This window comes from Neiella litorisoli, assembly GCF_014773395.1.
Classification (GTDB): domain Bacteria; phylum Pseudomonadota; class Gammaproteobacteria; order Enterobacterales; family Neiellaceae; genus Neiella; species Neiella litorisoli.
On the sequence record NZ_JACXAF010000015.1, the window covers coordinates 23,675 to 43,012 of the forward strand.

Here is a 19,338-nt window from a genome sequence, read left to right on the forward strand (position 1 = left end):
CCCATCATGGCCTTACCTCTAGAAGGGATCACGGTACTGGAATTCAGCCAATACTTGGCTGGCCCTTATGCCGGTTTGCGCCTTGCTGATCTAGGCGCCCGTGTGATCAAAATTGAACGGCCTCGAGTTGGCGACGCCTGTCGCCAACTGGCAATTAAACACTTATTTGTTGATGGCGACAGCTTACTGTTCCACACCATCAACCGAAATAAAGAGTCTTATGCTGCCAACCTCAAAGACCCCGAGGATTTGGCCAAAGTGAAAGCCTTGGTCAAGCATGCCGATGTCATTACCCACAACTTCCGTCCTGGGGTGATGGATAAAATCGGCCTTGATTACCAAACCGTGCGGCAGCTCAACCCAACCATTGTTTATGGTGAAGTCAGTGGTTATGGCAAAACAGGCCCTTGGGTCAACAAGCCGGGACAAGACTTGCTCGCGCAATCGGTATCGGGCTTAGCCTGGCTATCGGGCAATGACAGTCCCGACCCAACACCTTTTGGCTTTGCCATTGCCGATATGATTTGCGGCACTCACTTAGCGCAAGGGTTGTTGGCTGCTTTGGTTCGTCGCCAACAACAAGGTATTGGCGCATTAGTGGAAGTGAGCCTGCTGGAGTCGATTCTCGATTTCCAATTCGAGGGAATTACCACCTATCTCAACAACGGTGAGCAACTGCCCAAACGGAGCCAAGTCGCTGGCGCGCATACCTTACTCGAAGCGCCGTACGGTGTTTATCAAACCGCTGATGGCTACTTAGCCATTGCCATGACCGACCTCGGCCAATTACTCGAACTGCTGGAATGCAATGTCACCAGCGAACAGTTGTCGCAGCCTTATGAGCAGCGCGATGCCATTAAAGCGGCGATACAGCGTCGTTTAGTCGCCCGCAGTACCGACCATTGGCTCACCACACTTGAGGCCGCCGACATCTGGTGTTCCGATGTCTATACCTACGCCACCCTGATGAACCAAAAGGCTTATCAGCAGCTGGATATGGACTTAACGGTCAGCCGCCCTAATGGCGCTTCGGTCACCACCACCCGCTGCCCCATCCAACTCAATGGCGACAAATTACGTTCGGATGTCGCCGCGCCAGCATTGGGCAACGCCAATGAACAATTAGCGTCGGAGGGTTTGCTTGATGACTAAGTTACTCGAAGGCATCACCATTCTCGATTTCACCCAGTTTTTGTCCGGTCCATCAGCCAGTTTGCGACTCGCTGACTTTGGCGCTCGGGTCATCAAAGTAGAACAACCGAGTGGCGATTTGTGCCGCTCTCTTTATGTTTCCAACTGCGATATTGAAGGCGAATCGTCGTTGTTTCAGGCCATTAATCGCAATAAAGAAAGCATTGTGCTCGATCTCAAATCAGCCGCCGATCAAGACAAAGCACAGCAGTTAGTGAAACAAGCCGACGTGGTGCTGAATAATTTCCGCCCCGGTGTGATGGCCAAACTGGGTTTTAGCTATGAGCAAGTTAAAGCCCTTAATCCAAGTGTGATTTACGGTGAAATCACCGGCTATGGCGCCGATAGCGATTGGGCAGCCAAGCCCGGCCAAGATCTGTTGCTGCAAGCACTTTCTGGACTGACTTGGGCATCAGGCAATGGTGATGATGGCCCGGTCCCCATGGGCGTGGCGATTGCCGATATTCTCGCTGGCGGCCAGTTGGCCCAAGGCGTATTGGCTGCGCTCATTGGTCGCAACAAGACCAAGCAGGGCAACGAAGAACCTGCTGCAACCTTGGTGCAAGTGAGTATGCTCGAAGCCATTTTGGATTTTCAGTTCGAAGCGATCACCACCTTCCATCATGACGGCCAGCAACCACTCAGCCGCAGCAAAACCAATTGCGCTCAACCTTTGGTTGGCGGCGCATACGGATTTTATGCCACGGCCGACGGCCATATTTGTATCTCGATGGGGGCAATTCCGAAACTCGGTGAGTTGTTGTCTTGCCCTGCTCTGCTGGCGCTTGACGATGCCAGCTTGTGGTTTGAGCAGCGTGAAGCCATCAAAGCCATTTTGAATGACCACCTGCGCAGCCAAACCACCCAGTATTGGCTCGATATTCTTGAACCCGCCGATATCTGGTGTGCCGATGTCTACAACTGGCAACAACTGTTTGAACACGAGGGCTTCAAAACACTGAAAATACTGCAAACAGTGACACTGGCCAACGGCGCCCAATATCGCACCACCCGCTGCCCAGTCCGCATCGATGGCGAACGGTTATACAACGACAGGGGCGCACCTTTCCTAGGTCAGCATTCTCGCGCCATTGAACAAGAATTTCTGGAGTCTTAATCATGTCGACAACAGACGAAATTGGCTATCAAAAGAAAGGCAAGGTTGCGGTTATCTCGCTTAATCGCGGGCCAGCTAATGCTTACTACTTAGGCTTTCTTGAACGCTTTTATGACTGCTTAATGATGGCCGAACAAGACGCTGACGTGGTCAGCGTGCTGATCAATAGCACCTCCACCAAGTTCTTTTGTGCTGGCGCAGATATCAAAATCTTCGCGCACAACAGCACCGCGGAAAATCAGCAAATGGTCATTCAGGCTCGCGAAAACCTTCGCCTGATTGAAGCCAGCTCAAAGATCTTTATCGCTGCAATCAATGGTCACTGCCTGGGCGGTGGATTAGAGCTAGCGCTAGCCTGTGACATTCGCCTCGCAGCCGAAGGCAGCTATTTGCTCGGACTACCGGAAATCAATCTAGGCCTGATCCCCGGCAATGGCGGCAGCCAGCGCCTGACCAAGCTAGTGGGAGTGGCGCAAGCGATGGACTTGCTGCTAACCGGCGACTCCATCGGCCCAGACAAAGCCGCCGCGATCTCGCTCATCAACCGCCTCTATCCTGCAGCGACCTTCCAAGATGAAGCGCTCGCCTATGCCACCAAGTTAGCCAACGGACCAGCAAAAGCACTGGCGGCGACCAAGGTGGCGGTATCTCAAGGCGCATTGATGGCAATGCCTGAAGCACTGGCGCTCGAAGCAGCTTTGGTCGACCAACTATACGAAACCGAGGACGCCGCCGAAGGCTTTCACGCCTTTATCGAAAAGCGCCCAGCTCAATTTTGTGGTCGTTAACTGAGCCAGTAGTCCAGCTCAGACACGACAGATAAAACCAAGGACAACAACATGACTACAGTCAGCCAAGATAAGCCTTATCAAGACAGCTATCAGTGTTATATCCACGGCCAGTGGATCAGTGCCGCTTCGGGCCAAACCACTCCGGTAGAAAACCCAGCAACCGGCGCAGTATTTTCTCAGGTGCCAGATTGTTCGACCGAGCAAGCCCAAGCGGCATTGGAATCATCACAATCGGCGTTCGATGCATGGCACGATTTGCCGGCGATTGAGCGGGCCAAGTACCTGTTTGCGATGATTGAAAAACTCAAGCAGCGACGCGAACAATTTGCTCAGTTGTTGGTGCTCGAACAAGGTAAAACCTTGGTTGAGGCTCGCTTTGAAGTCGATGACACCATTAATTATCTGGAGTATTCGGCACAGGCTGCTCGCCGTATCCAAGGTGATATTTTCCCAGCTGATAACGTCAATGAGCAGCTGTTTATTCAAAAAGTGCCTTACGGCGTCACAGTCGGCTTATGTGCCTTTAACTACCCGCTGGCACTGATTGGCCGTAAGGTTGGTCCTGCTTTGGTAACCGGCAACACCATGGTGTTAAAACCACACGAAGCAACACCAATCACGGCGATGGAATTCGCCAAAATCATTGATGAAATTGGCTTGCCGCCGGGCGTACTGAACATCATTTCTGGCTCGGGTGCGGGCATTGGTGCTTATTTGGTGGAAAGTCCAATCACTAAGCTGGTCACCGTCACCGGCAGTATTCGCGCCGGGCAGGCGATCTATAAATCAGCATCAGAAAACATTACGGCCCTGTCACTGGAGCTTGGCGGCAAAGCGTCGTTCATCGTCATGGACGATGCTGATATCGATAAAGCCGCTGAAGCCGCGGTGATCTCTCGCTACGCCAACTGTGGCCAAGTGTGTATTTGTAATGAGCTGGTGCTAGTCCACAAAGATGTGGCCGCCGAGTTCACCCAGAAAGTCATCGAGAAAACCAAGCAACTGACCGTTGGCAACCCAATGGGTGATGTCAACATGGGCCCGAGTGTGACTGCCCAAGGTTTGGCGCGAATCGAAGACATTGTTCGCCAAACCGTCAATGAAGGGGCAACTGTTGCGTTGGGTGGTAAACGCCCCCCAGGACCGGAGTTCAAAAACGGCAACTGGTACGAACCCACCATTTTGACTGGCGTAAGCGCCGATATGACAGCGGCGAAAGAAGAAATCTTTGGCCCTGTGATGCCGATTGTTGAAATTGATAGCTATGAACAAGCATTGGAAATCACCAATCGCCGTAACGACGGTTTAAGCGCATACCTGTTCACCAACAACTACAAAACCTTTATGCATGCGGCAAAGAAAATGGAGGTGGGCACCATCTTCATCAATCGCCAAATTGTTGGTTACATCCAAGGCTATCACTCAGGTCATAAACAAAGCGGCGTAGGTGGTGAAGATGGCATTTACGGTATCGAAGGCTACCTGCAAAAACGCGTGCTGTATTTGAGCTACGACGACTAAGGCAGGCCAACCCAACAAGCAAGCGTTCAATGCAGCGCTCAGACGCCGTAAATATATCCATATAGGCTCGGAGCTGGCATCCATGCCAGCTACGCTTCGCTAACGCATTGATCTCTTGCCTGTTGTGCCCCTGATGTTGTCGTCGCTTTTTCATTATTTACGCCCAATTGGGCATCGTTGGAGTTCATCCATGGGACGTATCTTTGATATTTCAATCAAACAAGGGATTGCCATTAGCACCTTATTTGGCGACACCGAGCCTACCGCTTTGCCGCATCAAGGCTGGCAAATTGAAACGCACAGCGCTGCTGGCATCGACTACGCATTACTGACAGCCATCGAATCGGCAGCGGAATTTCCGCTGCATGCTGATGAAAATGCTTGGTTTGGCTATGTCGTCGCTGGTGCTGGTGAATTACTGCTAGGGGACCAAGACTCAGTAACCGAGTCTGTTACCTATCAAGCGGGTGATGTGATTGTGTTTCAGCCAGATACCTTTCATGGCTGGAAAGTGGCGAGTAGCGAAACCAAGTTGTTGTTTGCCAAGCCCACCTGCTGAGAGTGGATTTAAAGCAGGAAGAAACAGGCAGCTCAGCGAGCATCTGCCGCAGGGACGTTTTTACGGCGTCTCGCTGATGTGATTGTTTCTTCCTGCCCTTGCGCAAAGTAACCTAAAAGTTCGCTAAGAAGAATGGGATCATCAGCGCGTTCACTAGGTCGATAAAGAATGCACACACCAGCGGCACGATAATGAAGGCTAGGTGTGAGTTACCGTAGCGTTGCGATACCGCCGACATGTTGGCCATTGCCGTTGGCGTTGAACCAAGGGAAATCCCGCCAAAGCCGGAGCACACCACCGCGGCGTCATAGTTTTTGCCCATCGCTGGGAACACCACGAAAATATTAATCAATATCGCCACCAAGAATTGCGCGGCCAAAATAGTGAAGATTGGGCCTGCGAGGTCAATCAGGGTCCACAGCTGCATACTCATCAGCGACATCGCCAAAAAGGTACCCAGTGATAGATCAGCAATCAGCGCGACGGCAGGAGTGCGGCTGGGCCACTTAGTGCCAGAAATGCGTGGGAAGTTGTCCGGAATAATGTTGGAAATAATAATACCGGCGAACAAGCAGGTCACAAACAGCGGTAAATCAAGGCCAGCAGTTTCGATCAATTCGTTCAATAAAATGCCGAAAATACCGCAGATATGAATGGCGAATACCGCATCAAGAAATTCAAACGCGGTAATCTGGCGCTCGCTCTTTTTGTCAGAGACACCAATATCCAGCGCTTCATGCTTTTCTGGTGTCAGGTTGTGGCGAGTGATTAGGAACTTAGCAATAGGGCCGCCCATCAACGAAGCCAAAATAAGACCGAACGTGGCACTGGCGATGCCAATTTCCATTGCATTGGTAACACCAAAGCCTTCCTGTATTTTTGGCGCCCACGCGATCGCGGTACCGTGACCGCCAATCAAAGAAACAGAACCACCTAGCAAGCCAACAGGCGCTTCAAGACCAAAGATTGACGCAATACCAATGCCGGTTAAGTTTTGGATCGCCATGTAACCGATGGTTACCGCCAGCAGAATGATCAGTGGCATGCCGCCTTTGAGCAGGTCTTTGAGGCTGGAGTTGATGCCAATGGTGGTGAAGAAGTAAATGAGGAGAATATCTCGGGCTTCCAGATCAAAATGCACTTCGACCGAACTCAATGCGTAGATCAATCCAAAAATGAGAGAAAACAAGATCCCACCGGTAACCGGCTCCGGAATACTGAATTCACGTAAAAAGCCGACTTTTTGATTGAGTCGGCGCCCGACAAAAAGCACCACAATACCGATGGTGACGGTTAAAAAGCTACTGAGGCGAAGCACGCCGTCGACAATTTCTAATTCCACGAGATTAGCCTTTAATTACAATTCTATTGGCTAAGGTTAGTACATATTTTTTACATTTCAGGCGCACATTTTTTAAATAAAAATCAATATTTTTCACATTGCTAGCGACGCCGTTGACTAAACTGATAACGGAACAACATCAAGGAAATTCAGTGCGCTTTTATGCTTTTGCTTCGGTGTTGCTGGCATTGTTTCCGTTGACTGCCAGTGCTCAGGCGCCGACCCCGACCAACCTAAACGCAACCCAAGAACCCTTGGCAATCGCTGCCGCTTTGGTGTTTGTCATCGCCTATGTGCTGGTGATCTTCGAAGAACGGCTCAATTTGCCTAAATCCAAACCCATGATCCAAGCCGCCGCCGTGCTTTGGGTACTCGCGGCGCTGGTCGCTGCGCAGCAAGATATTTCCCACCAGCAGTTGCAAGCAGCGGTGATCCACAACTTGTCAGAATACTCAGCACTGTTTTTATTTATGTTGGTGGCCATGCTGTACATCAATGTCCTTGAAGAACGCCATGTCTTCGAATCGTTAAAAAGCAAATTGGTGCGGCGCGGCTGGAGCTATCAACAGCTGTTTTGGGCGACAACCGGCATCGCATTTTGCTTATCACCGATTGCCGATAACCTGACCACCGCCATGGTTATGGGCGCGGTGGTGCTGAGCGTTGGTCGGCAGCAACCCAAGTTTGTGACGTTAAGTTGCGTTGGTATTGTCGTGGCAGCCAATGCTGGCGGGGTATTTTCGCCATTTGGCGATTTGACCTCGTTAATGGTTTGGCAAGCCGGCAAACTCGAATTGCCCCAGTTTTTATCCTTGCTGCTGCCTGCTCTCGCGACCTATGTGGTGCCAGCCTGCTGCCTAGCGCTATTTATCCCCAAAGGCCGGCCGGATACACAAGGCCATCACATCTCCTCGAAACGTCATGGCCGTTTGGTCTGTGGTCTATTTTTGCTGACCATCATCATGGCATTGAGCTTTGAAACCCTATTTGGCCTGCCAGCTTATTTGGGCATGATGACGGGGTTGTCATTTCTGTTTACCACCACTTACTTTTCAAGACGTAGCGAACCCAACAAACACCCAAGCCAAGACTTTAATATGTTCAGCCGACTGGCCGTACCGGAGTGGGATACGCTGCTGTTCTTTTTCGGTGTGATTCATTGTGTTGGCGCTTTGGCTTTCCTAGGCTTTCTGAGCCAAGCATCCGATTTTATGTATGGTAATTGGGGCGCGAGCGCAACTCACATCATTGCTGGCGTCGCCTCTGCGGTCGTCGATAACATTCCGATCATGTTTGCCATTCTGACCATGGACCCACAAATGAGCCAGTTCCAGTGGCTACTGATCACCTTAACCGCAGGCGTTGGCGGCAGCTTGCTGGCGGTGGGTTCTGCTGCTGGTGTGGCGCTGATGGGTTCGGCATCGGGATACTACAGTTTTATGAAACACCTGAAGTGGAGCTGGGCAATCGCCCTGGGCTATGGTGCTGGAATTGCCTGCCATTTCGTTATCAATGGTCTATTGTATGTCCCTTGACGCCTTTGTTTTGTTTCATTAGGTTGTTGATGTTAGCCAATATTTTTTCGGTAAGCCGATCCAAGGTGGGGAGCTAAATCAGTGCAAGGAGAAGAGCGAAAGCTAGCGCTAAGCGTTGCTGCTGATGAAACTCAGGTGCGCTTGTCGCTACACGGCGACTGGCGGCTCGAAGACGGTTTATTGAGTAAAGAACAGCTGCGGGCTCAACTCGATCCAAAACCGAATTGGCGCAGCTTGGTGGTCGAGGGGCAACATTTAGGACGCTGGGACTCTTCCTTAATGAGCGCGCTTCGAGAACTCAAAGCACTCACTGACGAACTCAACATCGCCTTGGAGCTCAACGAATTGCCACAAGGCGTGATCCGCTTACTCAACCTAGCCGATAGTTATCCCAGACGCCAAGTCAGCACCGAACAAGCGCCGCAACTGCCCTTTTTCGAACGCGTCGGCCGCCGCACTCGCAAGGCCTTCAAACGGTTTGATTTTACCCTCGAATTTCTCGGCCTATTAACCATGGCGAGCATGCGCTTGATTAAAGGTCAGGCGCGCTATCGAGCTGAAGACGTGCGCTTGTTTATGCTTGATGCTGGTCCCGGCTCTTTCAAGATCGTCGCCCTGATCAGCTTCCTTATTGGTATCATTCTCGCGTTTGTCGGTGCCGTCCAGTTACGCCAGTTTGGCGCTGAAATATATGTCTCAAGCTTAGTCGGTCTTGCCATGGGCAGGGAAATGGGCGCCGTGATGACCGCTATCATTATGGCGGGCCGCACCGGTGCCTCATACGCCGCACAAATCGGCAGCATGCAAGTCAATGAAGAAATTGATGCGCTGAAAACCATGGGGTTGTCCGATGTCGAATTTCTGGTGCTGCCGCGGGTCACCGCCATGCTGATCATGTTGCCCTTGTTGACCGTCTTTTCGATCGCCATGGGCATCTTAGGTGGCGCCGTGGTCTCATCGTTAATGCTCGACATTAGCTGGCAGCTATACATCAAACAAATGTCCGACACCGTGGCCTTGTATCACTTCGCCATCGGCTTGGTGAAGTCGATTCTGTTTGCCGTGGTGATTGTCATGGCCGGCTGTATCCACGGGCTGAATTGTGGCCGCAGCGCTACTGCCGTCGGTAAAGCGACCACCCTAGCCGTGGTTCACTCCATTGTTGCCATTATTGTGGTCGACTCGCTGGTCACTGTGATGCTGACGGTATTGGGCCTATGACCAAATCAACCCACATCGAAGTCAATGACTTAACCATGGCCTACGGCAGCATGGTGGTGCAGCGCGATTTATCCTTTGCCATCCAGCGCGGCGATATTTTTGTCATCATGGGCGGTAGTGGCTGCGGCAAAAGTACCTTGATGAAGCATCTGATTGGTCTGAATCGCCCTGCCAAAGGCGAAGTCTTGTTTAGCGGTCAGAGCCTGTGGCAGGTGAGCGCCGAGCAACAGCGTGAATTATTGCGTCGTTTTGGCATTACCTACCAAGCTGGCGCTCTACTTAGCTCGCTCACCCTCGGCGAAAATGTCGCCTTGCCGTTGCAGCAATTTACTCAGTTAAGCGCCGCTGAAATCGACGATCTGGTGCGCTATAAATTAGCCCTCGTTGGCTTAGAGCCCTATCAACACTTTATGCCGTCGGAGATCAGTGGCGGCATGAGAAAGCGGGCATCACTTGCTCGCGCCATTGCGCTCGATCCAGAAGTGCTGTTTTTTGATGAACCATCTGCCGGTTTAGATCCGGTCAGTGCCAGACTGTTGGACGATTTAATTCTAGAGTTAAGAGACAGCTTGGGTGCCACTGTGGTGATCGTGACCCACGAATTAGCGAGCATCTTTGCCATTGGTAACAATTCGGTGTTTCTTGATCCGGAGACCAAAACCCAAATCGCCACCGGCGCTCCGAAAGAACTGCTGGCCCATTGTGACGATGCCAAAATTCAACGCTTTTTAACCCGCGGCGAGCGAACTTCACCGAAGGAGACGACCACCCCATGAATGAACATGCCAAAGCCCGCTCCATCGGTATCTTTGTGTCAACGGCACTACTAGTGTTAGTGGTGGGTGTCGCACTACTTAGCTCCGGTTCGTTATTTAAAAAAACCGATCGCTTCGTGGTGGTGTTTGACCGCTCGATTAAAGGCCTCAACATCGGCTCCACCGTCACCGCTCAAGGTGTACCGATAGGGCAAGTCGTTGACATTCAAGTGGTCTACTCAGAGTCGCTACAAAAAATCGTGCTGCCTGTTTTTCTCGAAGTCAAAGACATTGGTTTAAAAACTTCTCGCGGCGTGGATTTGGATATGACCGCTGAGCACGACGCCATTATCAGTAATATTCAAGCGCGGCTAGTGCCTCGCAGTTTGGTGACCGGACAATTGGAAATTGAGCTGGAAGTGAATCAGTCTCAGGTCGGCCGGACCATCCGAGTGAACACCGACATACCGCAACTGCCGCTATTGCCATCACAATTTGATGAAGCGGGCGCGGCCATTGAAGGAATTTTACAGGATATCAGCGCAGTTGATTTTGCAGCCATCGGCGCCGATTTACGCCGATTAGTGAACAACATTAATGCGCAGCTTGAATCCGATTCACTCACTACTTTTCGCGAGGAAATGGTTTCCGCCAGTCGTGAACTGACCGTTTTACTGAAAGGGTTGAACAGGGAGTTTCCGCAAACCGTTGAGCAATTTCATGCCAGCATGGCATCGGTACAAACGTCTTCCGAGCGCTTTCGCCAGTTTAGTAACCGAGGCATTGAACTGATGCCACAGGTCGAACAGACCTTGTTACAGCTCAACGAAACGCTGATACAAACCGAGGCAACGCTGAAAACTTACCAAGGCATTGCAAGCTCAGACTCAAATTTACGCTACCAAGCACAACAAGGTCTTAACCAAATGAATCAAACGTTGCAGTCCATGAATGAATTAATGGAAAACTTGCAGCGCCAACCTGAATCCATGATTTTCGGCAAATCGGAGTAACGCATGCGTGTCATTATCTGCTTAATCGCCCTTATGCAACTTGTTGCATGCACATCCTCTAGTGCGCCGACTCGCTACTATTTGCTCAACCCGACTGATTCGAGCCAAATTGATCATAGCGTCGACATAGAACTGATGGTGGGGCCAGTGCAAGTTGCCGACCACCTGCAACGGCGAGGCATTATCGACCGCCGTTCTGACTATGAACTCAATTACTCGGGCGCTCAGCTTTGGGCTTCGGCATTGCCGCAGCAGCTGCCGGTGATCATTCGTCAATCCATTCAACAGCAATTACCCAACGCACAGCTCAGTGATTTTACACAAGCACTACCAATGCTGAATACCAGTAGCCACCAGCTGATGCTGGAAATACTCCATTTCGATGGCCAACTCGGTGGTCAGGTGCACTTAACTGCCAGCTGGCAGTTGTATCATCGACAACAGCAAAAGGTGATTAGCCATGGCCTGTTCGATCAGCAACTTTCGACCTCTGGTAATGGCTACAGTGAATTAGTGGCGGGCCACAATGAATTGCTCTCGGCGCTTACCCAACAACTAGTAGCCGCCGTCATTGCCGCGGATCAAGCCAGCCAGCAATGACAGCCAGTTCATTAGTTGCAAAAACAATGCGTTAACTAAATTTGATATAGATAAAGGCCATTGTCGGTAACAGCAACGCCGACAATGGCCTTAACATTATTGCAACAACGTGCTTGAACCTGAGCCGCGATGACGTAAAAATCGACCTCGATAACAAGAATTATTCACATTAAAGGTCGTACCATGTTTGCTGATTTTGGGCCGCCGTCCTCTCGGGGAGCGGTGTCTTGGCTGCCAGTCATTGCACTTGTCGTCGTGGTTACATCATTGCTGTTTGTTGCTGGTCAAAATGCTAAACACACTGAACCGGCAGTCGCCCAGCCAGCGGCGGCTATATCCACCTTAGATCTGAATGCAGTCACCAATATCCTACCTGTCGCAGCACTCTACGAAGATGTGAGCGGCGTTCTGAGCGCTACCGATGTGATAAAGCGCAATGAATTCACCCCCTGGCAACAGCAATCGGCAAACTTTGGTTTTAGTAAATCAGCCTGGTGGGTGCGAGTCACCATCACCAATAATGAATCAAAGACCCGTCAACTGGCATTTCGCCAAGATTACCCACTCATCGATCATTTAGCGGTTTGGCAGCTTGCCAAACTAAAACCGCTTAAAGTCACTGAAACCGGTGATTTTACCCCGTTCGAATCTCGTATCGTCAAGCACCGCGACTTCATCATTCCCATTGAGCTAGCGGCCGGTGAAAGCAAAACATATCTGTTTCGTTACCAAACCCAAGGCTCGTTGAATATTGGCCTGTGGCTCGCACCGATGGTGCCGCTGATGGAAACCATCGCCATTGAGCAACTGGCTTATGGTCTCTATTACGGTGGCTTTGCCGTATTAGTTATCTATAACCTTTTGTTATTTTTAACTATTGTGGATCGCGCACTGTTTTACTACTTGGCCTATGTGGTCAGCTACGGCCTTTATATGGCGACTCACAACGGCCTCACCTTTCAATTTTTATGGCCGCAATCACCGGCATTGGCTAATCAAAGTCTATTGGTGCTACTGGCCCTGACGTTAGTGTTTGCACTGAAATTCAGCCGTCACATTCTGCAAATGCGGTCACTGTCGATTTGGCTGGATCGCGCCTCAGAGTGGTTGGCGACCGCCTGCAGCTTGGCGTTAATCGGCTGTATTGTTCTACCGTATGACATGATGGTGTTGATTCAAGCCACGCTGACTACAGTGGTCACCGGTTTGATTTTAGTGATGGGCAGTTGGGCTTTGTTTAAACGCCACCCGATTGCCGGCTACTTCATGTTGGCTTGGGGCGCACTGTTAATTGGGGTGCTGATTTACATGGCGAAGAGTTTTGGCTATCTGCCCCATAACAGTTTGACTCAAAACGCCTTTCAAATTGGCGCCTTGGTTGAAATGGTGCTGTTGTCGTTAGCGCTGGGTAGCAGAATCAATACCCTGAAGCTCAAATCAGAAATCGATCCGCTCACCAACCTACTAAACCGGCGTCAATTCGATGAACGGATTGGTGATGAATTCCGCCGAGCAAAACAACGCAAACAAGCGCTATCACTGGTGATGCTGGATATTGATTGGTTTAAGAAGGTCAATGATCAATTCGGTCACAGTGCTGGCGATGATGTTCTGCGCGAGTTAGGAAGGCAGTTGCTCTACCATATCCGCCAGCCGGCCATGGTTTGTCGCTTCGGAGGAGAGGAGTTCGCCATTATTGTGCCACGAACCAAAGAACATGAAGCCGTTGCCATGACCCGCCGCTTACTCACGCGAATACGCTGCTACTGCCCTGCCCAGCAACCCATCACCCTAAGCGCTGGCGTGGCTTGCATGAGTGCGGAAATGAGTCAGGTTGATGATCTCATTAAAGCTGCCGATTCGGCGCTTTACCAAGCAAAACAGCTTGGCCGCGACAAAATCTGTTGTTATCAGGACATGGCGCTGCTGTAAGCGCGTTTGCTCAGTACTTCAGTTCGCGGCAGTACCCAGCATTTATCATGAGGCTGATAGCCCAGCTTAGGGTAATAGTCATTCGCATCAGGGGCAGACAGCAAAACAAGTTTGCAATGCTCGCCCAGTTGCTGCTGGGTCAGCACCTGCAAATTAAAGCCAACAGACTGGCCTTGATAGTCCTGACTGACTGCCAAATCTGATAAATAGCAGGCATAGTGAAAATCAGTCATCGACCGCGCAATCCCGACTAATTCATTTTGATCCCACGCGGTGACCACCAGATTGCTGTTGCGAAGCATGCCATTGATGGCATGTAGATCATTGACGGGTCGGCGATTAGAAAGGCCCGACTGATGAAGGACATGAAGAAACTGGCCCACCGAAACTGGGGCATTAATACGATATTTTAGCGACATAGCGTCCAAATCCATGGCAAACAGTGATTACTCATCAATAAAAGACAACGCGCCGCATCCATTGCGGACTCAAGACAACAAACAAGAGTAATCAGGAAAAAGTACTCTATGAAAGTAGCACAGCGTCACCGAGCCTCAAGTTGAGTTAACAATCTTGTTTGATTTAGCCGTGATGTTTCTATTCAAGTTCAGCTTGTTGCGTCGGAATAATGGTTTACTTTAAGCCTGTTTTTCCTAGTATAAATAGTCATCAGTTCGTCTGGCTGGGTGGAACACATGAACTTAATTCATGGCCGCTATCAAGTGGATGTTGAAGACAACATCATCCATATCACAATGGCTGATTCATTCAATGAATTCACCATTGAAGCGATTGCCACCCTCATTAAACAGGCTGTCGCCTCCTTAAATGACCAACCTTTTTACTTGCTCGTCGATATCAGCCAAGTAGACGGTGGAACACCAGAAGCTTTTGCCGCCAGCGCCGAATTCAATTTGTGGCTAGATCAACAAAAATTAATCGCAAAGGCTTTGGTCACTCAATCCATTTTATTTCAACAGATTAACGAATCACGAGTTAGAGAAACGTCACCCCAACGGGTCGCCTACTTTGAAGACATTGGCGCCGCGAAACGTTGGTTTGAAACCTTCGAATAACAACGACCTAAACTCAGTTTATTGTGGCTTCGATTCGAGTAAACGATAAATACGACCCGTGTCGGCACTAAAAATCACAGTGCCATCGGCTAACACCAGAATATCTCTGACTCGCTCCATCAAATCTTCCAGAATCCGCTCCTCATGGACAATCTGATTGTTTTCATCAAGCGTGAGGACGTTGATATGGGCCAGTTTGAGGGCACCGGCGAGCAGCTTGCCGGTCAATTGTGGGTATCGTGAATCGCGATACATGACCAGCGAGCTAGGCGCAATCGACGGTATGTATACATAGCGCGGCGACTCAATGCCCGGCAGCTCTTGCGCCTCGCCTGCATCCACCGGACCCCAATATTCCTTACCGTGAGAGGTCTTCGGCCAGCCATAGTTCTGGCCTGCTTTGATCAGGTTGATTTCATCACCGCCGCGAGGGCCATGTTCGATGGACCAAAGCACTTGACTCGGTTCATCAAAAAATAGCCCTTGGGGGTTACGATGGCCATAGCTCCAAATTTCATCCAGCACATCATCATCGCCGACGAATGGATTGTCTTTCGGTACCGAACCATCAGGATTCAACCGCACAATCGTACCAGCGTGGGTTTGGGTGTCTTGACCGTTTCCTTTATGCCCTCGATCACCAATCGAAAAATACAAATGCTTGTCATCAAAGGTGATCCGGCTGCCAAAATGAACGCCTTTCTCCGAGCCTGATTTTGTCACCATGATATCGCGCCAGCCGGTCAGTTTTTGCTGCTGCAGTGTGGCCACGGCAAGCACCGTCTCTATCCCCGTGCCAACATCCTTGCTGTAGGTGAAATAGTATTCATCGGCCTTAAACGGTGACTTGGCAATGTCCAATGAACCACCTTGGCGAACTTGCTCAACATCAGGCACCTGAAAAATCGCCTGATACTTGCCAGAGCTTAAATCCAACAAGCCGATTTGGCCTTGTCGTTCGCTGACCATGACGGTGTTAGCATCAATCTGCTCCAAGCCCCAAGGGATTCCTAGGCCCTCCGCAATAATCTCTGCCTGCCACGATTGTGCAGCAACAGCGTTTACCACCAATACCATAGCGAATGCGGTTAGTTGGACGATTTTTTTCATGATGTTCACCCTGTCAGATCTTGGCGAGCGATAGCCCTAATTGCCTACTGCAAAAATCACTTTCAAGATCAGTAAACTGCAACAGACACAATCGGTTATGTTAGCGCCTCGGCACGTTTGTTTACCCGAGAGGCAAATACTGCCACATTCAATTGTTGATCTAAATCAATTTTCGCCATAAGCTTTCAATAATTTCTGAAAGTTCAAAACGTGCAATAAATGAATTTAAGTCCAAAAATTGAAGCCTTTGTCATGCATTTTGGCGAGATGGGCAGTCGCTGGGGATTTAATCGCACCGTTGGCCAAATGTATGCCCTGCTGGTGATTAACGAAAAACCATTGACCGCCAATGATATTGCCACAGCGCTGAGCATCAGCCGAGGCAATGTCAGTATGGGATTAAAGGAGTTGCAGTCATGGCAGTTAGTCCAAGTGCAACATCAACCCGGTGACCGCAAAGACTACTACTGCGCCGCTGGCGACATCTGGACCATGGCAAAACGCGTATTTGAAGAAAGGCGCAAACGAGAAATTGACCCGACACTCACACTACTGCGAGATCAATTGCTCGACACTCCGGCCAATGACACTGAAGCCTTTGCGCAGCAACGCATGCGAGAGATCCATGATTTGCTCGAAGGCGTCACACAATGGTCAACAGAGTTACATAACATGTCGCCAGAAACCTTGCACAAGCTGGTAAAACTCGGATCAGGATTCAGCAAAGTGCTTGAGCTAAAAGATAAATTAGTTAACAAGTCCTGATCAGTCAGGCATAGAGGAGAGACCTGTGCTCGATACCTTCATGCTGTCGCGGATCCAGTTTGCCGCGAACATCAGCTTTCATATTCTGTTCCCTACCATCACCATCGCCATGTGTTGGTTTCTTTGCTATTTCAAAGTGCGATTTGACCTCTCCGGCCATCCAATGTGGATGCGGGCTTACCGCTTTTGGGTCAAGGTGTTTGCCTTAACCTTTGCTCTCGGCGTGGTTTCCGGCATCACCATGTCGTTCCAGTTTGGCACTAACTGGCCCGGCTTTATGGAAACCGTAGGTAATATTGCTGGCCCACTGCTGGGCTATGAAGTCCTCACCGCCTTCTTCCTCGAAGCGACCTTCCTCGGTGTCATGCTGTTTGGTATGGGCCGAGTCCCCAACAAGGTCCACACCTTCTCCACGTTTATGGTGGCCATTGGTACTAGCTTGTCAGCGTTTTGGATTCTGGCGCTCAATAGCTGGATGCAAACCCCAACCGGCTTTGAAATGCGCGATGGCGTAGCGCATGCCACCGACTGGTGGGCAATCATCTTTAACCCGTCATTCCCATACCGACTGACCCACATGCTGATCGCATCAGGCTTAACCGCGTCCTTCTTTATCGCAGGTCTAAGTGCCTATCGACTGCTCAAGGGCGATGAGAAGAAAGCGCCTCGTGTAGCGCTCAAAACCGCCTTGGTGGTTGCTGCCATATTGGCTCCCACCCAAGCATTCGTTGGCGATCTCCATGGCCTCAATACACTGGAACATCAACCTCAGAAAATTGCTGCAATTGAAGGGGTTTGGCACACCGAAAAAGGCGCGCCTCTGGTGTTGTTTGGCATTCCAGATGAAGAACAGCAAACCACCCACTACGCCATTGAAATTCCCAAGATGGCATCGCTGATCCTTACCCATGAGTGGGATGGCGAGTTGCAAGGGCTGAACGAATTTGAAGGCAACCACCCGCCGGTAGCGCCAATGTTTTTCGGCTTCCGCATTATGGTTGGGGTTGGCATGTTGATGATTGCCGCATCATGGCTGGGCTGTTGGTTCTGGTGGCGCAAGCGCGAGTTGCCGAGTTGGATGTATCGCGGCCTCATTGCGATGACCTTTTCTGGCTGGATCGCCACATTAGCGGGCTGGTACGTGACCGAAATCGGCCGTCAACCTTGGCTGGTGACTGGCGTGCTAACTACTGCCGATGCCGTGACCACTGTGCCGAATACCTCAGTTGCAACGTCGCTGGCGCTTTACCTGACGCTATACACGGTACTGATTATCGCTTATCTGAGAACACTATTGGTAATGTCTAATCGCGCCATTGAGCTTGAGGAATACCAAAGCCCAACGGCAACGGCCATTCAATCATCAGCAATAAACGCGGAGGCAAAAGCATGAGTGAAGCACAATGGTTACCAATCGTTTTTGTCGGCTTGATGGGATTGGCCGTGCTGCTGTACGCCATTTTGGATGGCTACGATTTGGGCGTTGGCATTTTGCTACCCAATGATAACGAGCAGCAGCGCGACACCATGATCGCATCCATCGGGCCATTTTGGGATGCCAACGAGACTTGGTTGGTGTTAGCAATTGGGTTGCTGCTGATTGCCTTTCCCGAAGCCCATAGTGAAGTCATGCGCGAGCTGTATTTGCCCACGGCAATTATGCTGGCAGGCTTGATTCTTCGCGGCGTAGCATTCGATTTCAGAGCGAAAGTTGCGCTCGAAAACAAGCGCATGTGGGATCATATTTTCCGCGCAGGCTCGTTAATCACCAGTCTGTCGCAAGGTTACATGCTCGGCATGTACGTGATGGGCTTTGAATACACCGCAGAAGCAATTGGCTTTTCGATTCTCAGTGCTCTGGGTGTCACCGCCGCCTATGCCTACATCGGTGCCGCTTGGCTGGTGATGAAAACCGAAGGCGAACTGCAGGTGCGTGCCGCCAAATGGGGCCGCCGCTGCGGCTGGACCTGCTTAGCGGGAATTATCGCAGTCTGTGCAGTGAACCCATTGGTCAACCCAGCGGTGTTCGAGAAGTGGTTTACCTTCCCGTTTGTTGTTGCCATGGGCATGATCCCAATCACCTGCTTGGCCATGTTCGCCATCGTCGATCGTGTGTTGAAGAAAGTGCCGCTGCCGGATGACTTTGGTTGCTGGCTGCCATTTGTCTGTGCGGTGATTATTTTTGTGCTCTGCTTCCAAGGGTTGGCCTTTAGTTTCTACCCTTACATCGTGCCCGGAAAAATCGACATCTGGCAGGCGGCGAGTGCGCCCGAATCATTGATGTTTATTCTTTACGGCGCAGTCATTGTGGTGCCAGTGATTTTGGCCTACACCGCCTTTTCTTATCGCGTGTTCTGGGGCAAAGCCACTGAGTTGAAGTACTACTAATCGCGAGAACAAAACAGCATAAAAAAAGGCCTGCCACAAATTGGCAGGCCTTTTCGCATAAAAACTTCTGTTAGGCGTTTTGAGTCTGACGCTTGACCGCATACGGAACTGACATTCGCCATTTTCCTTGCGACTTGCTGCGACTAGCCATGTAGGGGCGCTGATCGGGGATCAGCATCTCGTAACTTTTGCAATCACCACTGATGCGAACGCATGCCATGCGTGGTGAATAAACATTTATTTGCCAACTTGAGTGCATGTGTGATCTTCCAGAGTTCGATTATAAATTTTGTGGGTCACTCATTAGATATACTTAGTTTTAATTGGTTCAGAGCCGTATTAAATCCAAATTTGATCTAGATCAACTTCCCACATTCAAAGAAAGTTTGGTTGTTAGAGCCTGTTGTTAGTCATTAGACCGA

At 50.4% G+C, this 19,338-nt stretch carries 18 protein-coding genes; 15 read left to right on the plus strand and 3 right to left on the minus strand.

Annotated elements, in window-relative coordinates; all coding sequences use genetic code 11:
• Positions 1-6: 6 nt before the first annotated feature.
• The 5 genes from IC617_RS11955 to IC617_RS11975 all read left to right on the plus strand — a co-directional run bounded on the left by IC617_RS11955 (position 7) and on the right by IC617_RS11975 (position 5,179).
• Positions 7-1,152, plus strand: a complete 1,146-nt coding sequence (locus tag IC617_RS11955) for a CaiB/BaiF CoA transferase family protein (RefSeq protein WP_191145217.1) — start codon at positions 7-9, stop codon at positions 1,150-1,152.
• A complete protein-coding gene (locus IC617_RS11960; RefSeq protein ID WP_191145218.1) occupies positions 1,145-2,308 on the plus strand; it encodes a CaiB/BaiF CoA transferase family protein in 1,164 nt (387 codons plus the stop codon). The genes IC617_RS11955 and IC617_RS11960 overlap by 8 nt, the downstream gene beginning before the upstream one ends.
• A 2-nt stretch (positions 2,309-2,310) precedes the next feature.
• The gene (locus tag IC617_RS11965; protein WP_191145219.1) at positions 2,311-3,096 is read left to right on the plus strand and encodes an enoyl-CoA hydratase/isomerase family protein; all 786 of its coding nucleotides are present in this window, start codon (positions 2,311-2,313) and stop codon (positions 3,094-3,096) included.
• A 51-nt stretch (positions 3,097-3,147) separates the two neighbouring features.
• The gene (locus IC617_RS11970; RefSeq protein WP_191145220.1) at positions 3,148-4,620 is read left to right on the plus strand and encodes an aldehyde dehydrogenase family protein; all 1,473 of its coding nucleotides are present in this window, start codon (positions 3,148-3,150) and stop codon (positions 4,618-4,620) included.
• A gap of 190 nt (positions 4,621-4,810) precedes the next feature.
• Positions 4,811-5,179, plus strand: coding sequence for a cupin domain-containing protein (locus IC617_RS11975; protein ID WP_191145221.1), 369 nt, complete (start codon positions 4,811-4,813; stop codon positions 5,177-5,179).
• 112 nt (positions 5,180-5,291) lie between these two features.
• Here the strand turns inward: IC617_RS11975 and gltS are convergent, their stop codons facing one another.
• On the minus strand, positions 5,292-6,521 hold the full coding sequence (gene gltS, locus IC617_RS11980; RefSeq protein ID WP_191145222.1) for a sodium/glutamate symporter: 1,230 nt from the start codon (positions 6,519-6,521) through the stop codon (positions 5,292-5,294).
• A gap of 152 nt (positions 6,522-6,673) precedes the next feature.
• Between gltS and nhaD the strand changes: the two genes are divergently transcribed.
• The 6 genes from nhaD (at position 6,674) to IC617_RS12010 (ending at position 13,577) form a co-directional block, all read left to right on the plus strand.
• Positions 6,674-8,056 (plus strand): sodium:proton antiporter NhaD, encoded by a 1,383-nt coding sequence (gene nhaD / locus IC617_RS11985; protein ID WP_191145223.1) that lies wholly within the window; start codon positions 6,674-6,676, stop codon positions 8,054-8,056.
• Between the two features lie 81 nt (positions 8,057-8,137).
• Positions 8,138-9,277 (plus strand): MlaE family ABC transporter permease, encoded by a 1,140-nt coding sequence (locus tag IC617_RS11990; RefSeq protein ID WP_191145224.1) that lies wholly within the window; start codon positions 8,138-8,140, stop codon positions 9,275-9,277.
• A complete protein-coding gene (locus tag IC617_RS11995; protein WP_191145225.1) occupies positions 9,274-10,053 on the plus strand; it encodes an ABC transporter ATP-binding protein in 780 nt (259 codons plus the stop codon). The genes IC617_RS11990 and IC617_RS11995 overlap by 4 nt, the downstream gene beginning before the upstream one ends.
• The gene (locus IC617_RS12000) at positions 10,050-11,045 is read left to right on the plus strand and encodes an MlaD/PqiB family protein (protein ID WP_191145226.1); all 996 of its coding nucleotides are present in this window, start codon (positions 10,050-10,052) and stop codon (positions 11,043-11,045) included. The genes IC617_RS11995 and IC617_RS12000 overlap by 4 nt, the downstream gene beginning before the upstream one ends.
• A gap of 3 nt (positions 11,046-11,048) precedes the next feature.
• Positions 11,049-11,645 carry a PqiC family protein gene (locus IC617_RS12005; RefSeq protein ID WP_191145227.1) on the plus strand — a complete coding sequence of 199 codons (597 nt, stop codon included), beginning with the start codon at positions 11,049-11,051 and terminating at the stop codon, positions 11,643-11,645.
• 183 nt (positions 11,646-11,828) lie between these two features.
• Positions 11,829-13,577, plus strand: a complete 1,749-nt coding sequence (locus tag IC617_RS12010) for a diguanylate cyclase (protein WP_191145228.1) — start codon at positions 11,829-11,831, stop codon at positions 13,575-13,577.
• Here IC617_RS12010 and IC617_RS12015 read toward each other — a convergent pair.
• Positions 13,556-13,996 (minus strand): GNAT family N-acetyltransferase, encoded by a 441-nt coding sequence (locus IC617_RS12015; protein WP_191145229.1) that lies wholly within the window; start codon positions 13,994-13,996, stop codon positions 13,556-13,558. The two genes, IC617_RS12010 and IC617_RS12015, sit on opposite strands and share 22 nt — an antisense overlap.
• Positions 13,997-14,272: 276 nt before the next feature.
• Between IC617_RS12015 and IC617_RS12020 the strand changes: the two genes are divergently transcribed.
• A complete protein-coding gene (locus tag IC617_RS12020; RefSeq protein ID WP_191145230.1) occupies positions 14,273-14,653 on the plus strand; it encodes an STAS/SEC14 domain-containing protein in 381 nt (126 codons plus the stop codon).
• 18 nt (positions 14,654-14,671) lie between these two features.
• Here IC617_RS12020 and IC617_RS12025 read toward each other — a convergent pair whose 3' ends face one another.
• Positions 14,672-15,763 (minus strand): PQQ-dependent sugar dehydrogenase, encoded by a 1,092-nt coding sequence (locus IC617_RS12025; protein WP_191145231.1) that lies wholly within the window; start codon positions 15,761-15,763, stop codon positions 14,672-14,674.
• Positions 15,764-15,982: 219 nt separating this feature from the next.
• On the opposite strand from IC617_RS12025, the gene IC617_RS12030 reads away from it, so the two are divergent.
• The 3 genes from IC617_RS12030 to IC617_RS12040 are packed head-to-tail and all read left to right on the plus strand — an operon-like array spanning position 15,983 to position 18,916.
• Complete coding sequence (locus IC617_RS12030) at positions 15,983-16,528, plus strand: GbsR/MarR family transcriptional regulator (protein ID WP_191145232.1); 546 nt, start codon at positions 15,983-15,985, stop codon at positions 16,526-16,528.
• A gap of 25 nt (positions 16,529-16,553) precedes the next feature.
• Complete coding sequence (locus IC617_RS12035; RefSeq protein WP_191145233.1) at positions 16,554-17,921, plus strand: cytochrome ubiquinol oxidase subunit I; 1,368 nt, start codon at positions 16,554-16,556, stop codon at positions 17,919-17,921.
• Positions 17,918-18,916, plus strand: coding sequence for a cytochrome d ubiquinol oxidase subunit II (locus tag IC617_RS12040; protein ID WP_191145234.1), 999 nt, complete (start codon positions 17,918-17,920; stop codon positions 18,914-18,916). Before IC617_RS12035 ends, IC617_RS12040 begins: the two co-directional genes overlap by 4 nt.
• The last annotated feature ends 422 nt before the right edge of the window (positions 18,917-19,338 follow it).